The 17,395-nt window shown below is 41.1% G+C and carries 11 protein-coding genes; 4 read left to right on the top strand and 7 right to left on the bottom strand.

Annotation, left to right across the window (positions count from 1 at the left end):
* Nucleotides 1-92: 92 nt before the first annotated feature.
* Genes H3302_RS10865 through bcsR form a run of 6 tightly spaced genes read right to left on the bottom strand, consistent with a single transcriptional unit; the run spans nt 93 to nt 10,860 of the window.
* The gene (locus tag H3302_RS10865; protein WP_182395168.1) at nt 93-3,911 is read right to left on the bottom strand and encodes a cellulose synthase subunit BcsC-related outer membrane protein; all 3,819 of its coding nucleotides are present in this window, start codon (nt 3,909-3,911) and stop codon (nt 93-95) included.
* Nucleotides 3,902-5,017, bottom strand: a complete 1,116-nt coding sequence (gene bcsZ / locus H3302_RS10860) for a cellulose synthase complex periplasmic endoglucanase BcsZ (protein WP_065978851.1) — start codon at nt 5,015-5,017, stop codon at nt 3,902-3,904. Before bcsZ ends, H3302_RS10865 begins: the two co-directional genes overlap by 10 nt.
* Entirely contained in the window at nt 5,017-7,266 is a 2,250-nt protein-coding gene (gene bcsB, locus H3302_RS10855; RefSeq protein ID WP_182395166.1) for a cellulose biosynthesis cyclic di-GMP-binding regulatory protein BcsB, read from the bottom strand. The genes bcsZ and bcsB overlap by 1 nt, the downstream gene beginning before the upstream one ends.
* On the bottom strand, nt 7,263-9,929 hold the full coding sequence (gene bcsA / locus H3302_RS10850; RefSeq protein WP_081759708.1) for a UDP-forming cellulose synthase catalytic subunit: 2,667 nt from the start codon (nt 9,927-9,929) through the stop codon (nt 7,263-7,265). Before bcsA ends, bcsB begins: the two co-directional genes overlap by 4 nt.
* The gene (gene bcsQ, locus H3302_RS10845; protein WP_036966968.1) at nt 9,919-10,641 is read right to left on the bottom strand and encodes a cellulose biosynthesis protein BcsQ; all 723 of its coding nucleotides are present in this window, start codon (nt 10,639-10,641) and stop codon (nt 9,919-9,921) included. Before bcsQ ends, bcsA begins: the two co-directional genes overlap by 11 nt.
* Nucleotides 10,642-10,644: 3 nt before the next feature.
* On the bottom strand, nt 10,645-10,860 hold the full coding sequence (bcsR, locus tag H3302_RS10840) for a BcsR/BcsP family cellulose biosynthesis protein (RefSeq protein WP_036966971.1): 216 nt from the start codon (nt 10,858-10,860) through the stop codon (nt 10,645-10,647).
* Nucleotides 10,861-10,982: 122 nt separating this feature from the next.
* On the opposite strand from bcsR, the gene bcsE reads away from it, so the two are divergent.
* From bcsE to tyrR, 3 genes are all read left to right on the top strand, one after another.
* A complete protein-coding gene (gene bcsE / locus H3302_RS10835; protein ID WP_036966973.1) occupies nt 10,983-12,608 on the top strand; it encodes a cellulose biosynthesis protein BcsE in 1,626 nt (541 codons plus the stop codon).
* A 169-nt stretch (nt 12,609-12,777) separates the two neighbouring features.
* Nucleotides 12,778-14,358: a cellulose biosynthesis protein BcsG gene (bcsG, locus tag H3302_RS10830; RefSeq protein WP_065978854.1), complete on the top strand. Its 1,581-nt coding sequence runs from the start codon at nt 12,778-12,780 to the stop codon at nt 14,356-14,358.
* 104 nt (nt 14,359-14,462) lie between these two features.
* Nucleotides 14,463-16,019, top strand: a complete 1,557-nt coding sequence (gene tyrR / locus H3302_RS10825) for a transcriptional regulator TyrR (RefSeq protein WP_036966980.1) — start codon at nt 14,463-14,465, stop codon at nt 16,017-16,019.
* A gap of 14 nt (nt 16,020-16,033) precedes the next feature.
* Here tyrR and H3302_RS10820 read toward each other — a convergent pair whose 3' ends face one another.
* The gene (locus H3302_RS10820; RefSeq protein WP_036966984.1) at nt 16,034-16,522 is read right to left on the bottom strand and encodes a hypothetical protein; all 489 of its coding nucleotides are present in this window, start codon (nt 16,520-16,522) and stop codon (nt 16,034-16,036) included.
* Between the two features lie 109 nt (nt 16,523-16,631).
* On the opposite strand from H3302_RS10820, the gene H3302_RS10815 reads away from it, so the two are divergent.
* A complete protein-coding gene (locus H3302_RS10815) occupies nt 16,632-17,162 on the top strand; it encodes a thioesterase family protein (protein ID WP_036966987.1) in 531 nt (176 codons plus the stop codon).
* The last annotated feature ends 233 nt before the right edge of the window (nt 17,163-17,395 follow it).

Raw genomic sequence — 17,395 nt, 5'->3', positions numbered from 1 at the left:
CTTGAGGGTAAGAGACACACCCTTATCCTAGCTACATGCGCGCTACAGTATACATAGACCTTCAGTTCAGGGGAAGGGTTATAGGCCAGTGTTTAGTAGCTTTGGTAAGGTACAACGGGCTTTCCAGGGAAGGTCAGTTCACTATAAACCGGCTTAAAGTAGTACCTAAAATAGAACTGTGCATAGTTTGGTTCGTAAAAATCTGCACGATCTAAATTTAAATACCCGCCAAAAAACCAATGGGGTGTAAAACGGTATTCAAAACTGGCTCCTAAGTTATAAGAAAGCCCATTACTTTTATCATCTTCAAAAATAGGCGTCACTCCGGTTACATCTGTTTGCGCGTGTGCTTGAGCCTGCAAAAGAGCATCGTTCGGGAAAAATTCAATTTCGTCAGTCGTTGTTGTTGACCACGATACACCCGCACGAAGACGATAAATAAAATTGTGACCAATTCGGTGATCATAAACCACGGGAAAAGAAGCCCCTAAGTAGTTTTGCGGGCTGTAATAGCCACCATGACCCCACGTTTCTTCACTTAAATTATATTTATAAGACCAGTGTAATAGGTTAATGCCCAAGCTTAACTCTTGATCCCGCTGTCGGATGGCTCGGTAGTAACTGCCCCCCATAAGACTGTAACTTTGATTGTCTTTAACGTTTTTACCTTTGAGCAATTGATAGTTTGTGCTGCCCCAAAATCCCCAGTCGAGTCCTAGATCGTGAGAAAGGCTGAGCTGAAGTTGTGTAGCGCGTACGCCACCCCACACTTGGTTAGTGAATACATCTTCTAGACCCGCATACGATAAAACTGAGCTGGTGACAGGGCGTTTATTCACTGTAACACCATAGCCAAAATCACCAATATCGCCGTTGTAATCAATGCCCCAAACAATGTCCTCAACTAAAAAGCCCAGTGGGGTCGTGCCAATATCAAAGCGCCACTGTTCGTTTTGCCACGCAAGGCCAATATCGATACCTTGTTGCTTCGGCTTAATGCTGGTCAATGGGCAATCGAAAATACACAACGCACCTTGTCCGTAGCGGCTACCCGCGAAGGTTTCATCAAAACGTGTTTCTTGACTTGAAATCGTCATCGGATCGAGCTTTACAATACCGGTGCCACCAAAAAGCGGGAAACCAGCCTCTATGGGAGTGGCGCCTGCCCCTAATGATGACTCATTTTGAGTACTGGTTTGGCTGCTAAGGTTGATGGCCGCAGTAATATACGCCTGCTCATTGCGCTCAATACGCTGCAACTGGCGTTTCGCATTATTGACGTACCAAGGTGCATCGTCGTTCAGCGCGTAAAGCGCATAATTTTGTTCATCACTGAGAGTGGTCTGGTTGTGTGTTTGCGGGGCGATTGCAGTACGATACCAATTCTCTGCACGGGTAGTTTGTTCAAGCGAATCGGCAACGGATGCCGCTTGATAATAAAGCTCGGCATTATTGTTTGACTTGGCGAGTAATTGTTGAGCGAGCTTGAGGGCTTTTGACTGGTTTTCAACATTACCGAGGGCAGCCATTAGCTGTTGTTGGCGGTATGCCTCTTGTGCATTAACAGCATGGACCTGTTCTGCAATGATGTGATCCGCTAAAAGGTGCTCACCTTGCTCTCGACTTAATTTAGCAACTGCCAATGCGGTATCAATCGAAACACTGAATCCGGCCGCAGTGTGTTGTTGGTATCGGTTGATTGCAGCGTTGCCTTCACTTTGTTCAATATACGCAGTGATAAGGGCTTCAGCTAATTGGGGATTATTATTGTGTTGCTGATCGAGTGAGCTCAGTTTTGCAATACGACGTTGTCCTTGCTCAAAGGTGTTAATGTAGTTAATTTGCAAAGCTAACCACTGCGCTTGCTCGGCCTCAGTTGCCTTAGTGGGTAATTGGTAATGCGCAAGCCATGTGTCGGTGTCTGCTTGATTAGCGCTTTCGATAAGCCAGCCACCATAGAGCATATGCCAGTAAGGGTTGAGACTTGGATCGCGCGTAAGCGCCTTCTTTAACTGTCGAATAGCATAGTTATTTTCATTAATTTGTCGCCACTGAGTTGCCAGCTCTGCCTGCATAAGCGGGGTGAGTGGTTGCGCTTCTAATTCCGTGAGTTTATAAATAATTGTAGCTTTATTCGTTGCCGTATTATTTGTCGCGAGTTTTTCAAGTTTGGCATTAATACTCAGTTGCTCAGTTAATACATTAATTTGCTCAGTGCGTGCGTTATTTGGAATATAATCAAGGGTTGCTAATGCCCCCTCGTAGTCATTCAATGAGCGTAAAAACAAAGCATGGCTGTAGCGAAGCTCAGCATCAAGAGGGAATTGCCATAAGGTTTTTTTGTAAAGAGCTTTGGCATGATCAACCAACCCCTGTTGTTGGTATAAGTTTGCTAGATCATAGTACAACCAACTTTGGCGCGGGCTTTGTTTTATGGCGACTAATAAGCGTTGTACTGCTCCATCGAGGTCTCCTTTGGCGGTTAATTCATCGGCTTGTTCACGTAATTGCTGAGTTTGTAAAAGTGTATAATCTTGGGCTATAAGCGCTTGCTGCTGAGTGCTTAAGCCATTATAAAACTGATGGCTTCTCGTATAATTACCATCTGACGCACTGAGGCGAAGCATTGCGCTTAGGGTCGACTCTGCCAGAGGATCGTTTTTTAATACTTGCTTATACAAATTCATAGCCGTTTGATATTGACCACTTTGTTCAGCAAGTTGTGCGCGGTAAAACAGCACGGTGTCTGGGTCTTCATCGAGAGTGTCGGCTAAATTTAGCTTAAGTTCAGCACGTTTAAAGTGTGATGCACTGAGTGCCGATTTTGCCTCATCGATGTACTGCCAAAATCGTGCTGTGTTTGCTAAGCCTTTTAATACGGTAATACGATTTACATCTGTGCTGAATTGTTGTGCTTTTTTAAAAAAGTTGTAAGCCTGCTCATTATTGCCTTGCCGAAGATTAAGCAAACCCAAACTATTATAGATTTCTGGGTCTGTTGGACGCCCTGATAACGCAGAATTAAAATACCTCTGTGCTTTTGAAAAATCTTTCTTTTCAAGTGCTTGGTTGCCTCTAACCCACGCTTTGTAGGCAGGATCTGCAAGCTTTCTTTGCTCTGCTTGGTATTTTTTTTCAAAATCACTAAATTGTAACTGCCCCTTACTGCTTTTTGGGTACGCTTCAAAATAACGTGCATAGGCACGCATGGTTTGTTGGGTAAGCGGCATGTCTTCGAGTGCTGAAAGCCAAGCAAATTCGGCTTCTACACCATATTGATTACTGTGTGCGTAGTGACTTAGCAGGTCAATCGCGTGTGCATTTTCAGGATTTTTCTTAATAAGATGACGGGCATAAGCCAACTCAAAACGGCCGCTATTTGGGTAGCGTTTCATTAAAGAACGATACCCCCTTAGGGCGTGTTGATATTGGCTGCTGTCTTGGGCTAGCCAATTAATATGCTCAAGCTCGAACTCGATATTCGGATAAGTCGATTTAAATAACGTATTGTAAATTTTAACTGCTGCAGCATATTGACCCGCACGCGCACGCAGGCGAGCCTGTTGAATCGTGGCTTTATCTTCGTTATTTACTCTGGCCAAAAGCGCAAGGCTGTCAACACAGGGGTGGGGCTGTTGAGCAATACCTGCAAGCAAGTTGTTGGCTTGCTCTGTTTCTTTCAGCGCATACAGCACGCGTATCTCTGCACACTGCACTTGCGTGTCTTTAGGCGCGATACTCAACAGCTTATCTAAACTATTGGTCATAAGTTCAGTGTCTAGCTCTATCTCACCGAGTTGCACTTGGCTTATTAACCAATCAATAGATTGGGTATCAAGGCTGTTTTGTGTCGAAGAGGCGATTGCACTCGGACTTGCTATAATTGCAGCAAGTAACCATTTTATTGGCATTTAGCACTCCAGTTCGTAATGAGTTCGCCATTTTTATTAATGCTGAAGCGTTTGCTTAATGCGCTCGTGCCAAATAAATACAACACACTGTCATAGTAGCGGCTACTAATAAAACCGGTGTCCATCATCATTTGCTGTTGTAATGCGGTGATTGATTGCGATGCATTCTCTGCCGCTAAAAATGGCAACAGTGCAGCCCCAAAGCCAATAGGTCCCGTACCTGATACTTTCCCCGTGACAGCCTGTGTTTCTAGGGGCACTTTGCCTGAAGAAACAATGTGCTCAACCATGGGGGTTAATTGTTTCATTAATGCTGATTTGTAAGGCGCATCTTCAGCCATCAAACTGGCCCATAAATAAACCCGTATTGCATTATAACTTCCCAGAGCAGGTGCGTGTTTATCATGAAAAAAGCCTTGCTCTGCATTGTAATTAACCCAGTCAGGGCTAAACCCTTTAGCGGCTGTGCTAATAAGCATATTGGCAGAGTTGTCATGCAATTGCTGCCAAGGAGAGTGCGGATAAAGTTCAGCAAATTGCTTAAGGATAAACAGTGGGGCATAGCTTGGATTAAGCTTCCAAGTGTTTCCGTCCTTAAAGCCATTAGGTCCAGGCAGTAATGTAATCCCCAGTTTAGGAAGCTGTGCGGTTTCTTCACGAATAATACGTTCTGCAAGCACACTGCTTAGCACTGCATAGCGCCTGTCTTGCCATAGTTTGGCTGCTTGAGAGAGAGTGTATGCTATCCATAAATCAGAGTCAGAGGCTGGGTTTGAATCTAAAATTTTACCTTCACCTTCCTTTATACCCCATTTCCATGCAGGCAGGCGCGTACTTAAATCGCCTTCAGAAAGATTAACTTCCGTCCACTCTAATAATGTATCAAAGCTGGCTTGATCGTTGGCAACTAAGGCGAAGAAAAGTGAATATGATTGACCCTCCGATGTCGTTATATCATATTCGCTGCCTAAATCGATAACACGTCCTTTAGGCGAAATAAAATGCGTTTTAAACGTATTCCACTGTGGCCACGCTGCACAGGTTAATTGTGCAAAAGCGGGTGTTGAAAATGCTAAAACGAATAGCAAAGAAGCAAGAGTTTTCATTATGCTTTATCTCCTTCAGATAAACGTTTCTTTGTTAACAACATTAATAGTCGCCATAACATAAATGAAATGAGCAGTAGGGTAAGAATTGATAAAATAGCCAACAACAAAGGTTGGTCTGAAAAATGGAACCAAATTAGCGTGTGGATTGGCACGTGGCCAACAAAATACTGGTCATCGGTTTTTATGGTTTTAATGCCTTGGTTATTAATAATTGCAGAGCTACCCATTATTTGTGATGTTTTCGCGTTATCTAATAGTGCATCTGTAAGCAATGAGTAAGCATTGTCGTTAGTGGCAATTAAAGACACTACTGAGCGGTCAGAATCAAAAGGCGATTGGAAACCAGATATAATGGCTAAACGGCCCAAACTCCGTATATTGACTTTAATTTTTTCGGCATCGGTACTGTCATAAGCACCATTATAAATAGCTTGATCGACAATACGTTGATTATTATCAATCAATACACTGAGAGAGCTGTTTTCGGCGACCGAGCTTAAAAATGAATCTGGTTTACCAATAATGACAATATCTTTGTCAGCAAAATCTAGCTGACTACTTGGAAATTGAATACTCAAACGATGAGCAGGATAACCGGTAATCGCCCCTAAATGGCCTGTAAAATTCAGCAGTAAGCTAATCGCATTTGTAGAGCTATTAGCCTCCATCACTAAAGTGCTTTGATGTAAATCGGCATATTTCGTAAAGGGGAAACCGCCACTCGCAAATGCTCGTAAATTGGGTAAAGCAATATAGTGATGGAAGTTACTCACATCAATTGTAGAGCTGCCATCGATAGCACCAAATTCGCCACCGGCAGGAATCGCACTGCATTCGCCTGTTTTTACAACGGCAAAGTTAAAGTCATAAGTGAGTTGATTGTTAGTGGTTAAATCAAGCCCTGTTAGCTCAAAATCTTGGCGTGATTGGCTCGGGTTTATGTCTGATAATAGCGGCAGTAAGGTTTGCGTAGTAATGGTTTTACCATGGTCGTTCTCAAGAATAAAACCATCTACAAATTTGCCATTTATAAGCATATTTAAGCGCGACAACATGCCATGCTCAACAGGGGTATTGCGGTAGTTTAGCGTAATGGGAATGCCATTTTCGCGCCATGTAAATAAGTCGGGCGCAAAGCGTAAGTCTAAACGGACAGGTTGTCCACGAAAGCCTTGTGATTGTAATTGGGTCGGGTATTCGATAAATTCATCAAAACTCACAGCACGGTCTGAACGAACCCACAGCGGCGCATCGTAAGCTTTTCTTAAAGGCAGGCTGGCAATTGCGTCAACGGTGGCGCTTCGACCTGTCATGACTTTATAGCCAAACACTAATCCAACAACTGCCTCTTTTAATTGCTCTGTGTTTTTGCCTAACACTAATAAAACTTTTGCATAGCGATGTGTCGGGCTGCTGATGATTTCGATTGTTGGCTTATCGACATCGGGATAATTTAGTAAAAAGTCAGGCTTATTATCATTGGTTGCAAACACCACACTATGCTCAGTGGGCGTACTATTGATATGGACAGGAAACTGCGCTTTACGCCATTTCGCTTGCGCACCAAAAAAACTTGATAGTGCAGCGGCAGCTTCCAGTGTTGGCTCATCGGGTTGCGAAGAAAAAATAAATGGCAATGTCAGCTTGGTGTAATCACGCGAGTCAAAAAACGGCGCCGGGAAATACTCAAGTAAACTTTCAAGTGCAAGTGATTGTCTCTCAATGCTGATATGACTACTTTTGCCAATTTCTGCCCAAATTGTTTTACTGTAATCGTCTTGGCACACTAAATCGTAGTAACCGATGAGTTCAAAACGCACTTGGTTAAAATCTTTAATTAGCTTGGGATTAAGCGCAACACTGTGCTCGGCTACACTGCCGAGTACCGTATTTTTATCGTCAATAGGTAATACAGTGACTAAGTTTTCATTGAAAAATATTTTTAGATGCGAGACTCGGCCTATTAAAGAAGGTGAGTAAGTATATGAAAAGTTGAGCGTTAACTTTTTCCCGAGCCTGTCTAAACGGTTGGTAAACTCAACACGTGTATTACTACTCACGCCATCGAGTTTAAACTTACTAAGCCCTAATTGTTCAAAACTGAGCGTTAAACTCTCGACAGGGGCACTTTCAGGGTAACCATCATCAAAAATAGATTTATCAGGGAGTGGCTCTGCGCTCATAGCCCAGCCAGATAAACTGAGAGTGCCAACTGCTAATAACAAGGTTAATAGTGATTTCATCATGATGGTTTAAACGCTTTTGTTGGTTTTTTAGGTAATAACGAGGCCACAAAATATAAGACCTGCGATACAAATACAATGACGGGTCTTAATTCATTTGGAGCGTGGAAAATCAAGTTCTTAAAGCCTCGAAGGCTGGTGTAAAATACATTTGAAAAACTGTATGACGGTTTATCGTGTTTAAAGTTTTCTTGCCAATCAAGCCAGGCATCTGCACGAGAGAAGGTGCATTGAATAAACGCTTTTTGTTTTTCTAAATCTAGATCACGAAGCGTTAAGCCCAATTGTTTGTCGCGTGTGTTGCAAATGTAGGTGGCAAATGAATACTGCTTAAAGCCTCGGCTCATTAGTAGTTCAACTTTATCGTTTACACGGCACAGGTGGCTATGTTCTGTTTCAAGCCCGACGCCGTTATCAGAGTAATCGGTGATTTTGACCTTTATCGTGTGTCCGTTGGCTAATCTAATTGCAGCAGGGAAGTTAGCTTTAATTCGGTGTGAGCTACGTACTTGTTTTGCTTCAGCTGCAACGGCAACCGCAGCACCCAGAATTATAACGTTGTAGCTTGCCCATAACATACTGATAATTAACACACCTATCTGTGATGTATCACCAAAAAAGAGTCTGAATACGCCATAAGTCATGCCGATAACATTGATAAGTAAAAGGATGATGTAAGGCCTTGAAATAGTCCAGTCGTAATGATCGGTGTCGTTTAATCCCCCTTTTTCAGTCACATTAAACTTTCCTTTATTAGGGTTAATTAACGCAACTGTGGTGGGTTTTAAAATATACCACGCAAGAACAGACTCATAGACCTCCCCCCAAAAAGAGTAACGATACTTACCTTGAATACGAGAGTTAGTAATTTTTACCTGCAATAATGTTGGCACTATATATAAGAAAATAGCCACAAAAGGCGCATAGATAATTTGTGCATTGAAGTAAATTAGTGCAAGCGGGGCCGTTAAAAAGACAATGCGAGGGATACCAGATAAAAAGTGTAACATTGCATTGAGATAACAGAGTCGTTGAGCAATATTCAGGCCTTTACCAAACAACGGGTTATCTAAGCGGAAAATTTGCGCCATCCCTCGTGCCCAGCGAATTCTTTGACCCACATGTGCCGATAAACTGTCAGTAGCCAACCCTGCAGCTTGTGGAATATTGATATAGGTGGTTTTGTAGCCTGCACGCTGCATTCTTAATGCAGTGTGAGCATCTTCGGTGACGGTTTCAACGGCAAAACCGCCTATTTCTTCAAGCGCACTTCGCCTGAGTACAGCACACGAACCACAGAAAAATGTAGCGTCCCACATGTCATTTCCGTCTTGAATTAAGCCATAAAACAGCATGTTTTCATTCGGGATTTTTCGATGGTTTTTTAAATTTCGTTCAAATGGATCCGCAGAGAAAAAGTGATGTGGAGTCTGCACTAGACACACTTTGCTGTCGTTAAGAAATTGCCCCATAGTCATTTGTAAGAAAGAGCGGGCAGGGATGTGATCGCAGTCAAAAATAGCGATATATTCGCCCTGTGTCACTTTCATAGCCTGATTCATATTACCCGCTTTAGCGTGATTATTGTCTGAGCGAGTTAGGTAGCCAACCCCAATTTGTCTTGCAAATTCAGCGAATTCAGGACGCTTACCATCATCTAAAATGTAGATGTTTAACTTATCAGCAGGCCAGTCGATGCTTTGGGCAGCAATAGTGGTAGGTTTAACGACACTTAATGGCTCATTGTAAGTCGGAATATAAATGTCGACGGTTGGCCACGTTGACGTGTCTTCATTAAGTGGTAAAGGCTTACGTTTTAGTGGGTTAATGGTTTGAAAAAAGCCTAAAATAAGCACCAGCCACGCATAGCTTTCAGCTAATAATAAGCCAATACCTAACGCTAATGCGACGGGGTCATCCCAGTTAAGCGTGTCGGTGTAGCGCCACCATAAATAACGTGTTGATGTTGTGACTGCCAGCGTGATCATGGTGATGGTGGCCATCTGTCCTTCAACGCGCCTTAGCGAGTAGGCAACGATAAGCAGTAAACTAATGAACACCGCTTGTGCTTCGATACTGAAAGGCACCGTGACAAAAACTGCCACAGCAAAAATGAGTATGGTGAAAAACGCGATTTTCAGTATGCGATTGTTCCAAATTTCAGCTTTACTAATACGCTGGTAAGATTCTGCTGATGGGTTTGTTTTAGCAAACAGCCAAAGTCGCTTAAATGCACGCACTAATTTTTTGTCGACAAGGCGCAGTATTCTGAGTGAATGCTTTATTTTTCGCCATGTTTTACGCTGCTCATAGCTTATCTGTGCCTGTGATGTTGTTGTGGTGTTGAACAAGGCTAAATAAATACTTTGCAATAAAATGCGTACACAGTTACTGGGTGTGACAACGGGGCGCGTTACATGCGGATAAAAGTACTTTAACTTTTGTTTTATTTGGTTTTTTCTGTTTTTGTCCAGTTTTATAAACAAGGATAAAAATAACACCAAAAAAGGCAGAATAAATGCCCCAAGTAGGCTTATTTTATGCTGATTAAAGTAGCCATGAAATTTAAAAAACACAAAACGAGTTATCTTCTTTGTAAATAAGAAGCCTAAGCAGGTTTTGATGATACGTTCAGGTAATTTCATTGCTGTTGGCTTATGATTCATTATTGTTTGCACGACTAACGAGCCAACCGGCTAAGGTTTCAAAGTCATCGTTGGCAACACTGTATGGAGCACAATTAATCGCCACATTACGAAATGCGGTTGCTTCCATGATAGCTTCGTCTTTGTTGATGTATAAAGGCGCAAAAAGAGGTAATTCAGATTGCCATAGCTGTAATAAGTCAGACTCTAATTCAGACGCTGAATTAAAACGATTAGTCAAGAAGTAGTGCTGCCACGATGAACCAGACTGCTTTAAAAAATTCAGTTGCTTATACATCAAACTATGGCATATGGCGTCACAATTGATGACTTCAAGAAAAATATCTTCAGAGTCAAGCGGGTATTCAAGTGCATTAATATGTGCAGGGCAATCAAATAAGAACCACGCGTCATCGCTGTCATGAAGTTGCTGGCAATGATTTATTATATCTTTAAAGCTGCTTTTTGTGTTTGAGCCACTTCCGTACGGTAAGAACGTGACGCCGTCATTATCTTGATGGAACTGCTCACTGGCAGATGCAAAATCGGCGTAATCACTCCATCCTAGTAAATGGTCCCATGCAAGCCCTAGGTGTAAGCCTATGTCGCTTTTAGGATCGAGATCTATTACATAGACTGTTTCATGTGATTTTCTTAAAGCACACGCAAGGTTTGCCACTACCGATGTGGTTCCAGTACCTCCTTTTATCCCTTTCACGAAAATCTTTTTCATTCTTTAGTATGTGCTTTTGTTAAATAATTTATCTTGTTGTGTATCTTTAATAGATAAAGCGATATCTTTAATTAAAGGATATTTATCGATCGTTTGACGGTTTTTTTCAACGTCGACTATTTCAATATAACCTTGATTTTTTCCGCCAAATTGGCGTAATAAATTGTCAATGTCATTTTTTGTTAAAACAGTTGATTTTTTAAATGCAAAGTCATTCATCTAATAGACCTATAACGGCAAAAACTGAATTTAATTTGTCTACGATACATGGACATAAGCCGCATTATATATAGAATAGCGCTTAAAACTAGCGCTAAAGTATCTTTTAAAAGGATTTTCTGGTGCCCCATTTACAAATTACAGGATTACAAAACGCTTACTCAGCGCTCAAGCGCTGTGCAAATTATGCACTGTTGGCATCTTTAGACAATCAGTTATTAGAGTTAGTAAGACACCTATTAGCTAGTAATAAAGACCCTGTTTTCCTGCTCTCTGAGCACGTTGAGGTGTTTTTTGAGAGTGAAAATAACACGCTATTATTTAGCCTTTTTGAGCAAGGTTTGCTGCATCCTTTTCATTTACATCACGATGCAAATTTAGCAAAAAACTTACATTTCTCTCGCGGCGTGATTCAGGAATTAAAACAATATAAAGAGCTTCGAAATAGTACACTGATTTTACACTTGGATTCAGAGCTGCTAGTACCTCTTACTGAAGCGCAATTAACTAAAAAGCTCGGGTTTTACCGTGATTTATCTATTGCTAAAAACGTAACAGTTATATTCTTGATTTCGGGCTCGCGTATTAGTGATGTAAGGCGCCAGTTTCTGGCTTTAAATACGCTTTTTGATGGCCAAATTTTTATTACTCAAGAAGCCTCAATTCGTACCTTAGAATATGACTATTGGAGCCATAAAGATGGCGTAATTGCGGGTCATTCTATAAATTGTGAGCTTTTGCAGGGGCAATTGAGCGTTTTTGATGCTCATTTAGAAGAGTCGAATGAGCAAACATCATCGCAACAAGGATTAGATGAAGATGAGGTATGGCTTGTTAAACATGCGTTGCCGCAAGGGACGAAGTTACCGCTGTCTTATAAAATAGTCGAAGATAATAATGCACTGTATAAACTAGGCCTTACAAAAAAAGCTGCTACATTAGTGTTTTCGGTAACGCGCTACACTGATTTGTCTGCATTGGCTGGTGAGTGCTTTTCGCTTCGCAAACAATGTGGTCGAAAGTTAAAGCTAGTCATTCAAAATGTAGATGGCATTATTCGCCATCAAGATGAGTGCCTCTTTTTAACGTTAGGCGTGAACCTTATTTTATACAGTTTCTCTGAGCCTTCGCGGTTACAATCACAAATTCAATCAATCCAAGGATTCCAGTTTTCAAGACCACTTCCTAACTCAATTGATGAGGTATTGAAATACAGTGAAAACGTACTGACTAAAGGGTATCTGCCGATAAATAAATTTGTTGAACAAGTTGCTAAGCATAGTGACTCAGCTGCAAATTTAGGTGTTAGCGGGGTGCTTGTTATGTTACAACTTTTACCCCGTATAGATGCAATACACCCGCTGCATTTGTTTCATGTAAAACGTGAAGGGGATATTTTTAGCTTTGCTGACGATTATATTTACCTGTATTTACATGCGTGTCGTGAGCATGACGTAGAAAGTGCGATTAAGCATTTATTTAAGCTTGAAATTAGCGACTTTTTTATGTCGAAAAATGTGATTGCAGATCATTTCTACATTCAGCAAGAATGCCGTCATCTGCAGCGCAGGTATACCAATGTTGACGTGCCTGATTACACCGAGCAATTAAAAGAAAATGTCAGTTATGTTTTTGATGCTAAAACAGCTGATATTTCTTCATTGAATAAGGAGACTCCTGAATTTAAAAAGGTGATTAGGCCTATCTCTAAACCCGTAAAAGTAACTTTAAAAGGTGAGCAAATATGAGTTTAAATCAGTTCTTTATTACTTTTATTATCGCTTTATTATTGGGGGTTTTGATTAGTAATACAGGTAAAATCTTGTTTAAAAAAATAGTAAGCATTTACCGTACATTGACTTTTAGGCATGTGTTATTAACGCCCTATACTCCCAAAAAACAGAAAAAGGATTCTCAGTGAGGCTTTCAGGATTAGGTGTTTGGAACTTATACTTTTTAGTAAAGTTTTTTCTTTATAGTCGTGGTGATATTTCATTTGATCTCGTCGCAAATTTAGCGTTTTTTGCTTTTTTAGCCGTGTCATTTCAAATCAAATGGTTAACGTATTTAAAACAGAGTATCAGTGTCGTAGTTGGGGCTGCACTTTTGTATCACGATTCGTGGCTCCCCCCCATTTCACGTTTAACTAAACAAGCTGAAAATGTACAAGACTTCAGCTTTGCTTACTTTGCGGAGATTGCGACGCGAGTGATCAGTGTTGATATATTACTGGGGCTGTTTGTTTTAGTCGTGGTGTATTGGTATTCAGTAAAATGGATACGCTACACCAGTATTTCAGTGGTCGGGTTTATTTACGTTTATTGGCTGAGTGCGACGACAGTAACAGATACACTCTCAACCCCTGTGGTTGTGAATAATCAATCAACGAAAAAACAGGTACCTGTCGCAGTGTCGAGTTCGTCACCACAAAAAACGTTTGATCAACAACTCGATGATTTTTATCAGCAACAAACTCAACTAAAAAGCCAATTTCCGACTAATTTCAATGGACAACCCTTTGACGTGGTTGTGCTTAATATTTGCTCTTTGGCCACTGCGGACCTGGACGCCATTGGTGTGAGACCGCGTGATTTATTTGATAACTTTGATATTTTGTTTAGTAATTTTAATTCAGCAACCTCATACAGTGGTCCTGCAGCAATAAGGTTACTGCGTGCGAGTTGTGGGCAAACTCCTCAAGACCAATTGTTTAAACCTGTAGCTAAAGAGTGTCAATTATTTAGTAACTTATCGCAGCTAGGTTACAACACGAGCGTGGCATTAAATCATGATGGTCATTTTGATGACTTTATTGGCTTGATCAAACAATACGGTGGCGTGTCAGTGCCTAATTTGGATTTTAGTCAATTTCAAGCTGCGCAATATGGTTTCGATGGAAAGCCTATTTATTCAGATGCCGCTATCTTAAGTAATTGGTTGGAGAGCCATAAAAATACCAAGCAGCCACGTGCGCTTTATTACAACACGATTAGCTTGCATGATGGTAATCAGCTAGCGGGCCGCTCTCGCATGAATAGCCTAAAGAGTTATCCAATTCGCCAGCAGCATTTATTTAGTGATATTGATGACTTTATTAGTCAGCTTGAAAGAGAAGGGCGCAATGTACTGTTAATGGTTGTGCCTGAACATGGCGCAGCATTAGAGGGTGATAAACTACAATTTGCAGGTCTTCGTGAAATCCCAAGCCCGTCAATTGTGTCTGTACCCACTGCCGTGAAGTTTATTGGTCCTGATGTTAAACACAGCGGTTTGAATGATGTACAACAGACGATGAGCTATTTTTCGTTGTCTGAACTTATCAATAACACCATGAAACTGGATGTATTTGCGGGTACGGTGCCTGTTAAGCGTGTGCTTGATAATTTACCAAGTGCTCCGGTAGTCGCTGAAAACCAAGATACCGTTATGATGTACATTAAAGGACAGCCTTATATCCAATTAGATGGCCAAGAGTGGACCAAGTACCCAAGCAATTGAGTTTTTTGCACACGTTTGTCCAAAAATCTTTACAATAGACTACCCAGAAATGGGGAGTTAGCGTATTATTCTCATACTATAGGTTCCCGTTCTTTGAGGATGTAATGCGTTTAGATATTCACTGTGCCGACCGAATTGGTATCGCACAAGAAATTCTCAATATTTTGGTAAGTTACCAGGTCGATTTAAAAGGTATCGAAGTTGATTCGGTTAATTGCCGAATGTATGTGAGTTTTCCACCGATAGAGTTTGAGCAGTTTCAAAAAATTATGCCATCAATTCGTTTAATTGATGGCGTAAAAGATGTGCGAACAACTGCATTCTTACCTTCTGAGCGAGAACATAATGAGCTAAATACACTGCTGAGAGCCTTGCCCGACGGCGTTATTTCTATAGACGCAAAAGGATGGGTGCGTTTATGTAATGATGCAGCATGCCGTGATTTACAGTTATCAGAAAAAGAAGTCATTGGCGCTAATATAAATAATTTATTGAAAGGCTTTAACTTCACCCGCTGGCTTGAGGGTAAAGAAGTATTAGGACAAACCACGCGTGTTGAAGTGGCAGGTGAAGACTTTATTGCCGATATTCTGCCTATTTCAGTTCCCCAAGGCGTTGAAGGGGATGTGCTTGCAGGTGCTGTTATTAATATTAAATCGCAAAGCCGTCTTGGTCAGCAGGTCAGTGCTTTTCGTCGTTATGGGCAAGAAAGTTTTGCCACTATTCATAACTTTAGTACTGCTATGCGTCGTGTTGTCAGAGAAGCACGGAAAATGGCGCAACTCGAAGCACCTATTTTAATAACCGGTGAAACAGGTACGGGTAAAGAGCTTTTAGCGCGTGCTTGCCACTATGCGTCTAATCGTTCTGTAAAACCTTTTATTGCTTTATCGTGCGCCTCGTTACCAGATGATGTTGCTGAATCTGAACTGTTTGGCTATGCAGGTTACGAGGAAAATGCAGCCCCAAAACGAGGCGTGTTAGAGCAGGCTGATGGCGGCACCGTATTCTTAGATGAAGTGGGTGAAATGTCGACTCAGTTGCAGACTAAGTTATTACGCTTTTTGCAGGATGGAACTTTTAGAAAAGTAGGCGATGAAAACGAAGTTAAAGTGAATGTTCGTATTATTGCGGCGACTCAAAAAGATTTGCCAGCCATGGTTCAAGAAGGCACCTTCAGAGAAGATCTTTACTATCGTATCAACGTTTTGACTCTTGAAATAGCGCCACTTCGTGATAGAAAAGCGGATGTGGGTCCACTTGCTGAGCATTTTATTCAAAAATACGCTCAGCAAAACGGTCATTCGGTGCCTGTTTTATCGGAAGAATGTTTACGGTTTTTACAGGATTATCCGTGGCCGGGTAATGTGCGACAATTAGAAAACGCGATTTATCGCGCTGTTTCATTGTTAGATGATAATGAGCTTAGAATTGAGCATTTACAATTACCAACATTTACACATGATTTAGGCTATTTGGAGTCAGACTTTGAGGGCACACTTGACCAAGCCGTAAAACGCTTTGAAGCCACGTTACTTCGTAAGTTGTATCCGGCGTATCCAAGTTCTCGTCAGCTAGCGAAGCGTTTAGGGTTAAGCCATACCGCGGTGGCTAATAAGCTTAGAGATTACGGCATTAATCGTAAAACGGTGAAAGTGTAATTACCCTATGGGCACTATTGTTTAGTGCCCATGTCTTTTGTGACGCCATCAATGGCGATGTTTTTTATACCCTCGTTATCAAATTTAATAACAATACTGATATTGTTGCGCGCAAAAAAGTAGTCTCGGTTATCTAGGCTTATCACATAATCGCCCTTGACTGCTTCAGAAAACTGACGTTTTTCTAATGCCAGAGTGTGCTCGCCAATTTGCCAACGAAACCCTTCGAAGAACCCATTATTAAATTCCTGTACCCATATTTGTTGCTCATCTTTACTTAATGTAATGGCGACAGAGTAAGACTCAGGCAACGACATATCATAGGTTTTATTACCAATGGTGAATTTCTCTGTGTCTTGTTGCCAGCCAAAACCAAACTTAAAGGGTTTCTCAACCCCAGTAGGGTAACTTAAAGTCCCTTCGCCCGGGTAATTAAAATCAGCAAAGGCAGATTGAGTATATAAGCTTGCAGTCAACAAGGCCGCTAAATTAATAAATTTCATTAGATTATTCTTTTTTTATACTAATATATGCACAGATTAGAGCAGAATATTCGCCATAGCAATATGCTGTGATACACTTTGCTCATTAACAACTGGTTAGACCTTTATCGTGAACCTCTATTTCCGACTCATTTTATTGTTTTTTAAAATTAAACGTAATCGTGATTACCAAGACTTACTTGATACGATTGATATTGAATTTAAAGCATTACCCACTGATTGTGATATAAATTTTCATCTGACTAACTCTCGGTATTTAGGCATCATGGATTTAGCGCGTACTTGGATGACTGAGCGGGTTGGATTGTTGCAGCATATTATGAAGCGTCGTTGGTTTCCAATCGTTAACGCAACGGCAATCACCTACATTCGAGACATTAAACCGATGCAAAAATACACAGTAAGCACGCGTTTAGTCGGATGGGATCATAAGTATTTTTATATTGAGCAAAAGTTTCATTCAGAGCGTGGCTTACATGCCATTGCTTATGTACGCGGTGTATTCAAGCGTAAGAAAGGAGTGGTTAGTGTTGAAGAAATGCTTGAAGTTGCTGGGTTTAAAGGTGTTGCGCCTATTTTACCGGCAGAGATAATGCATTGGAAAGAAATGCTTGAGCAAAAAAAGATCACTAATCAATGATGTTAATACGCTGCCAAAACACTCACTATTAGCACGTATAAGTATAATGCTCAAAGTAAAAAAAATGCCAGCGATTTGCTGGCATTTTTGAGGCTTTGAACACAATTTATTTCGCTGTACACACCGTGTGGCTAACAAACGTTAAGTCGTTTTATAACGAATACTGTCTCTGCAATGATCTATTCTGAACAGGTATCATCTTACTGCTTTAGAGTAAGTGTATTCAAACGAGG

Origin of the sequence: Pseudoalteromonas sp. MT33b, assembly GCF_014117385.1 — a bacterium.
Lineage (GTDB): Bacteria > Pseudomonadota > Gammaproteobacteria > Enterobacterales > Alteromonadaceae > Pseudoalteromonas > Pseudoalteromonas lipolytica.
The sequence above is the reverse complement of the archived record's forward strand: the minus strand, read 5'-3'. Positions and strand labels throughout refer to the sequence as shown.

Coding starts and splice junctions, on each gene's coding strand:
- H3302_RS10820 (WP_036966984.1), bottom strand. CDS start 16,522: ATGAAATTTATTAATTTAGCGGCCTTGTTGACTGCAAGCTTATATACT.
- bcsQ (WP_036966968.1), bottom strand. CDS start 10,641: ATGAAAAAGATTTTCGTGAAAGGGATAAAAGGAGGTACTGGAACCACA.
- H3302_RS10865 (WP_182395168.1), bottom strand. CDS start 3,911: ATGCCAATAAAATGGTTACTTGCTGCAATTATAGCAAGTCCGAGTGCA.
- bcsR (WP_036966971.1), bottom strand. CDS start 10,860: ATGAATGACTTTGCATTTAAAAAATCAACTGTTTTAACAAAAAATGAC.
- bcsB (WP_182395166.1), bottom strand. CDS start 7,266: ATGATGAAATCACTATTAACCTTGTTATTAGCAGTTGGCACTCTCAGT.
- bcsA (WP_081759708.1), bottom strand. CDS start 9,929: ATGAATCATAAGCCAACAGCAATGAAATTACCTGAACGTATCATCAAA.
- tyrR (WP_036966980.1), top strand. CDS start 14,463: ATGCGTTTAGATATTCACTGTGCCGACCGAATTGGTATCGCACAAGAA.
- bcsZ (WP_065978851.1), bottom strand. CDS start 5,017: ATGAAAACTCTTGCTTCTTTGCTATTCGTTTTAGCATTTTCAACACCC.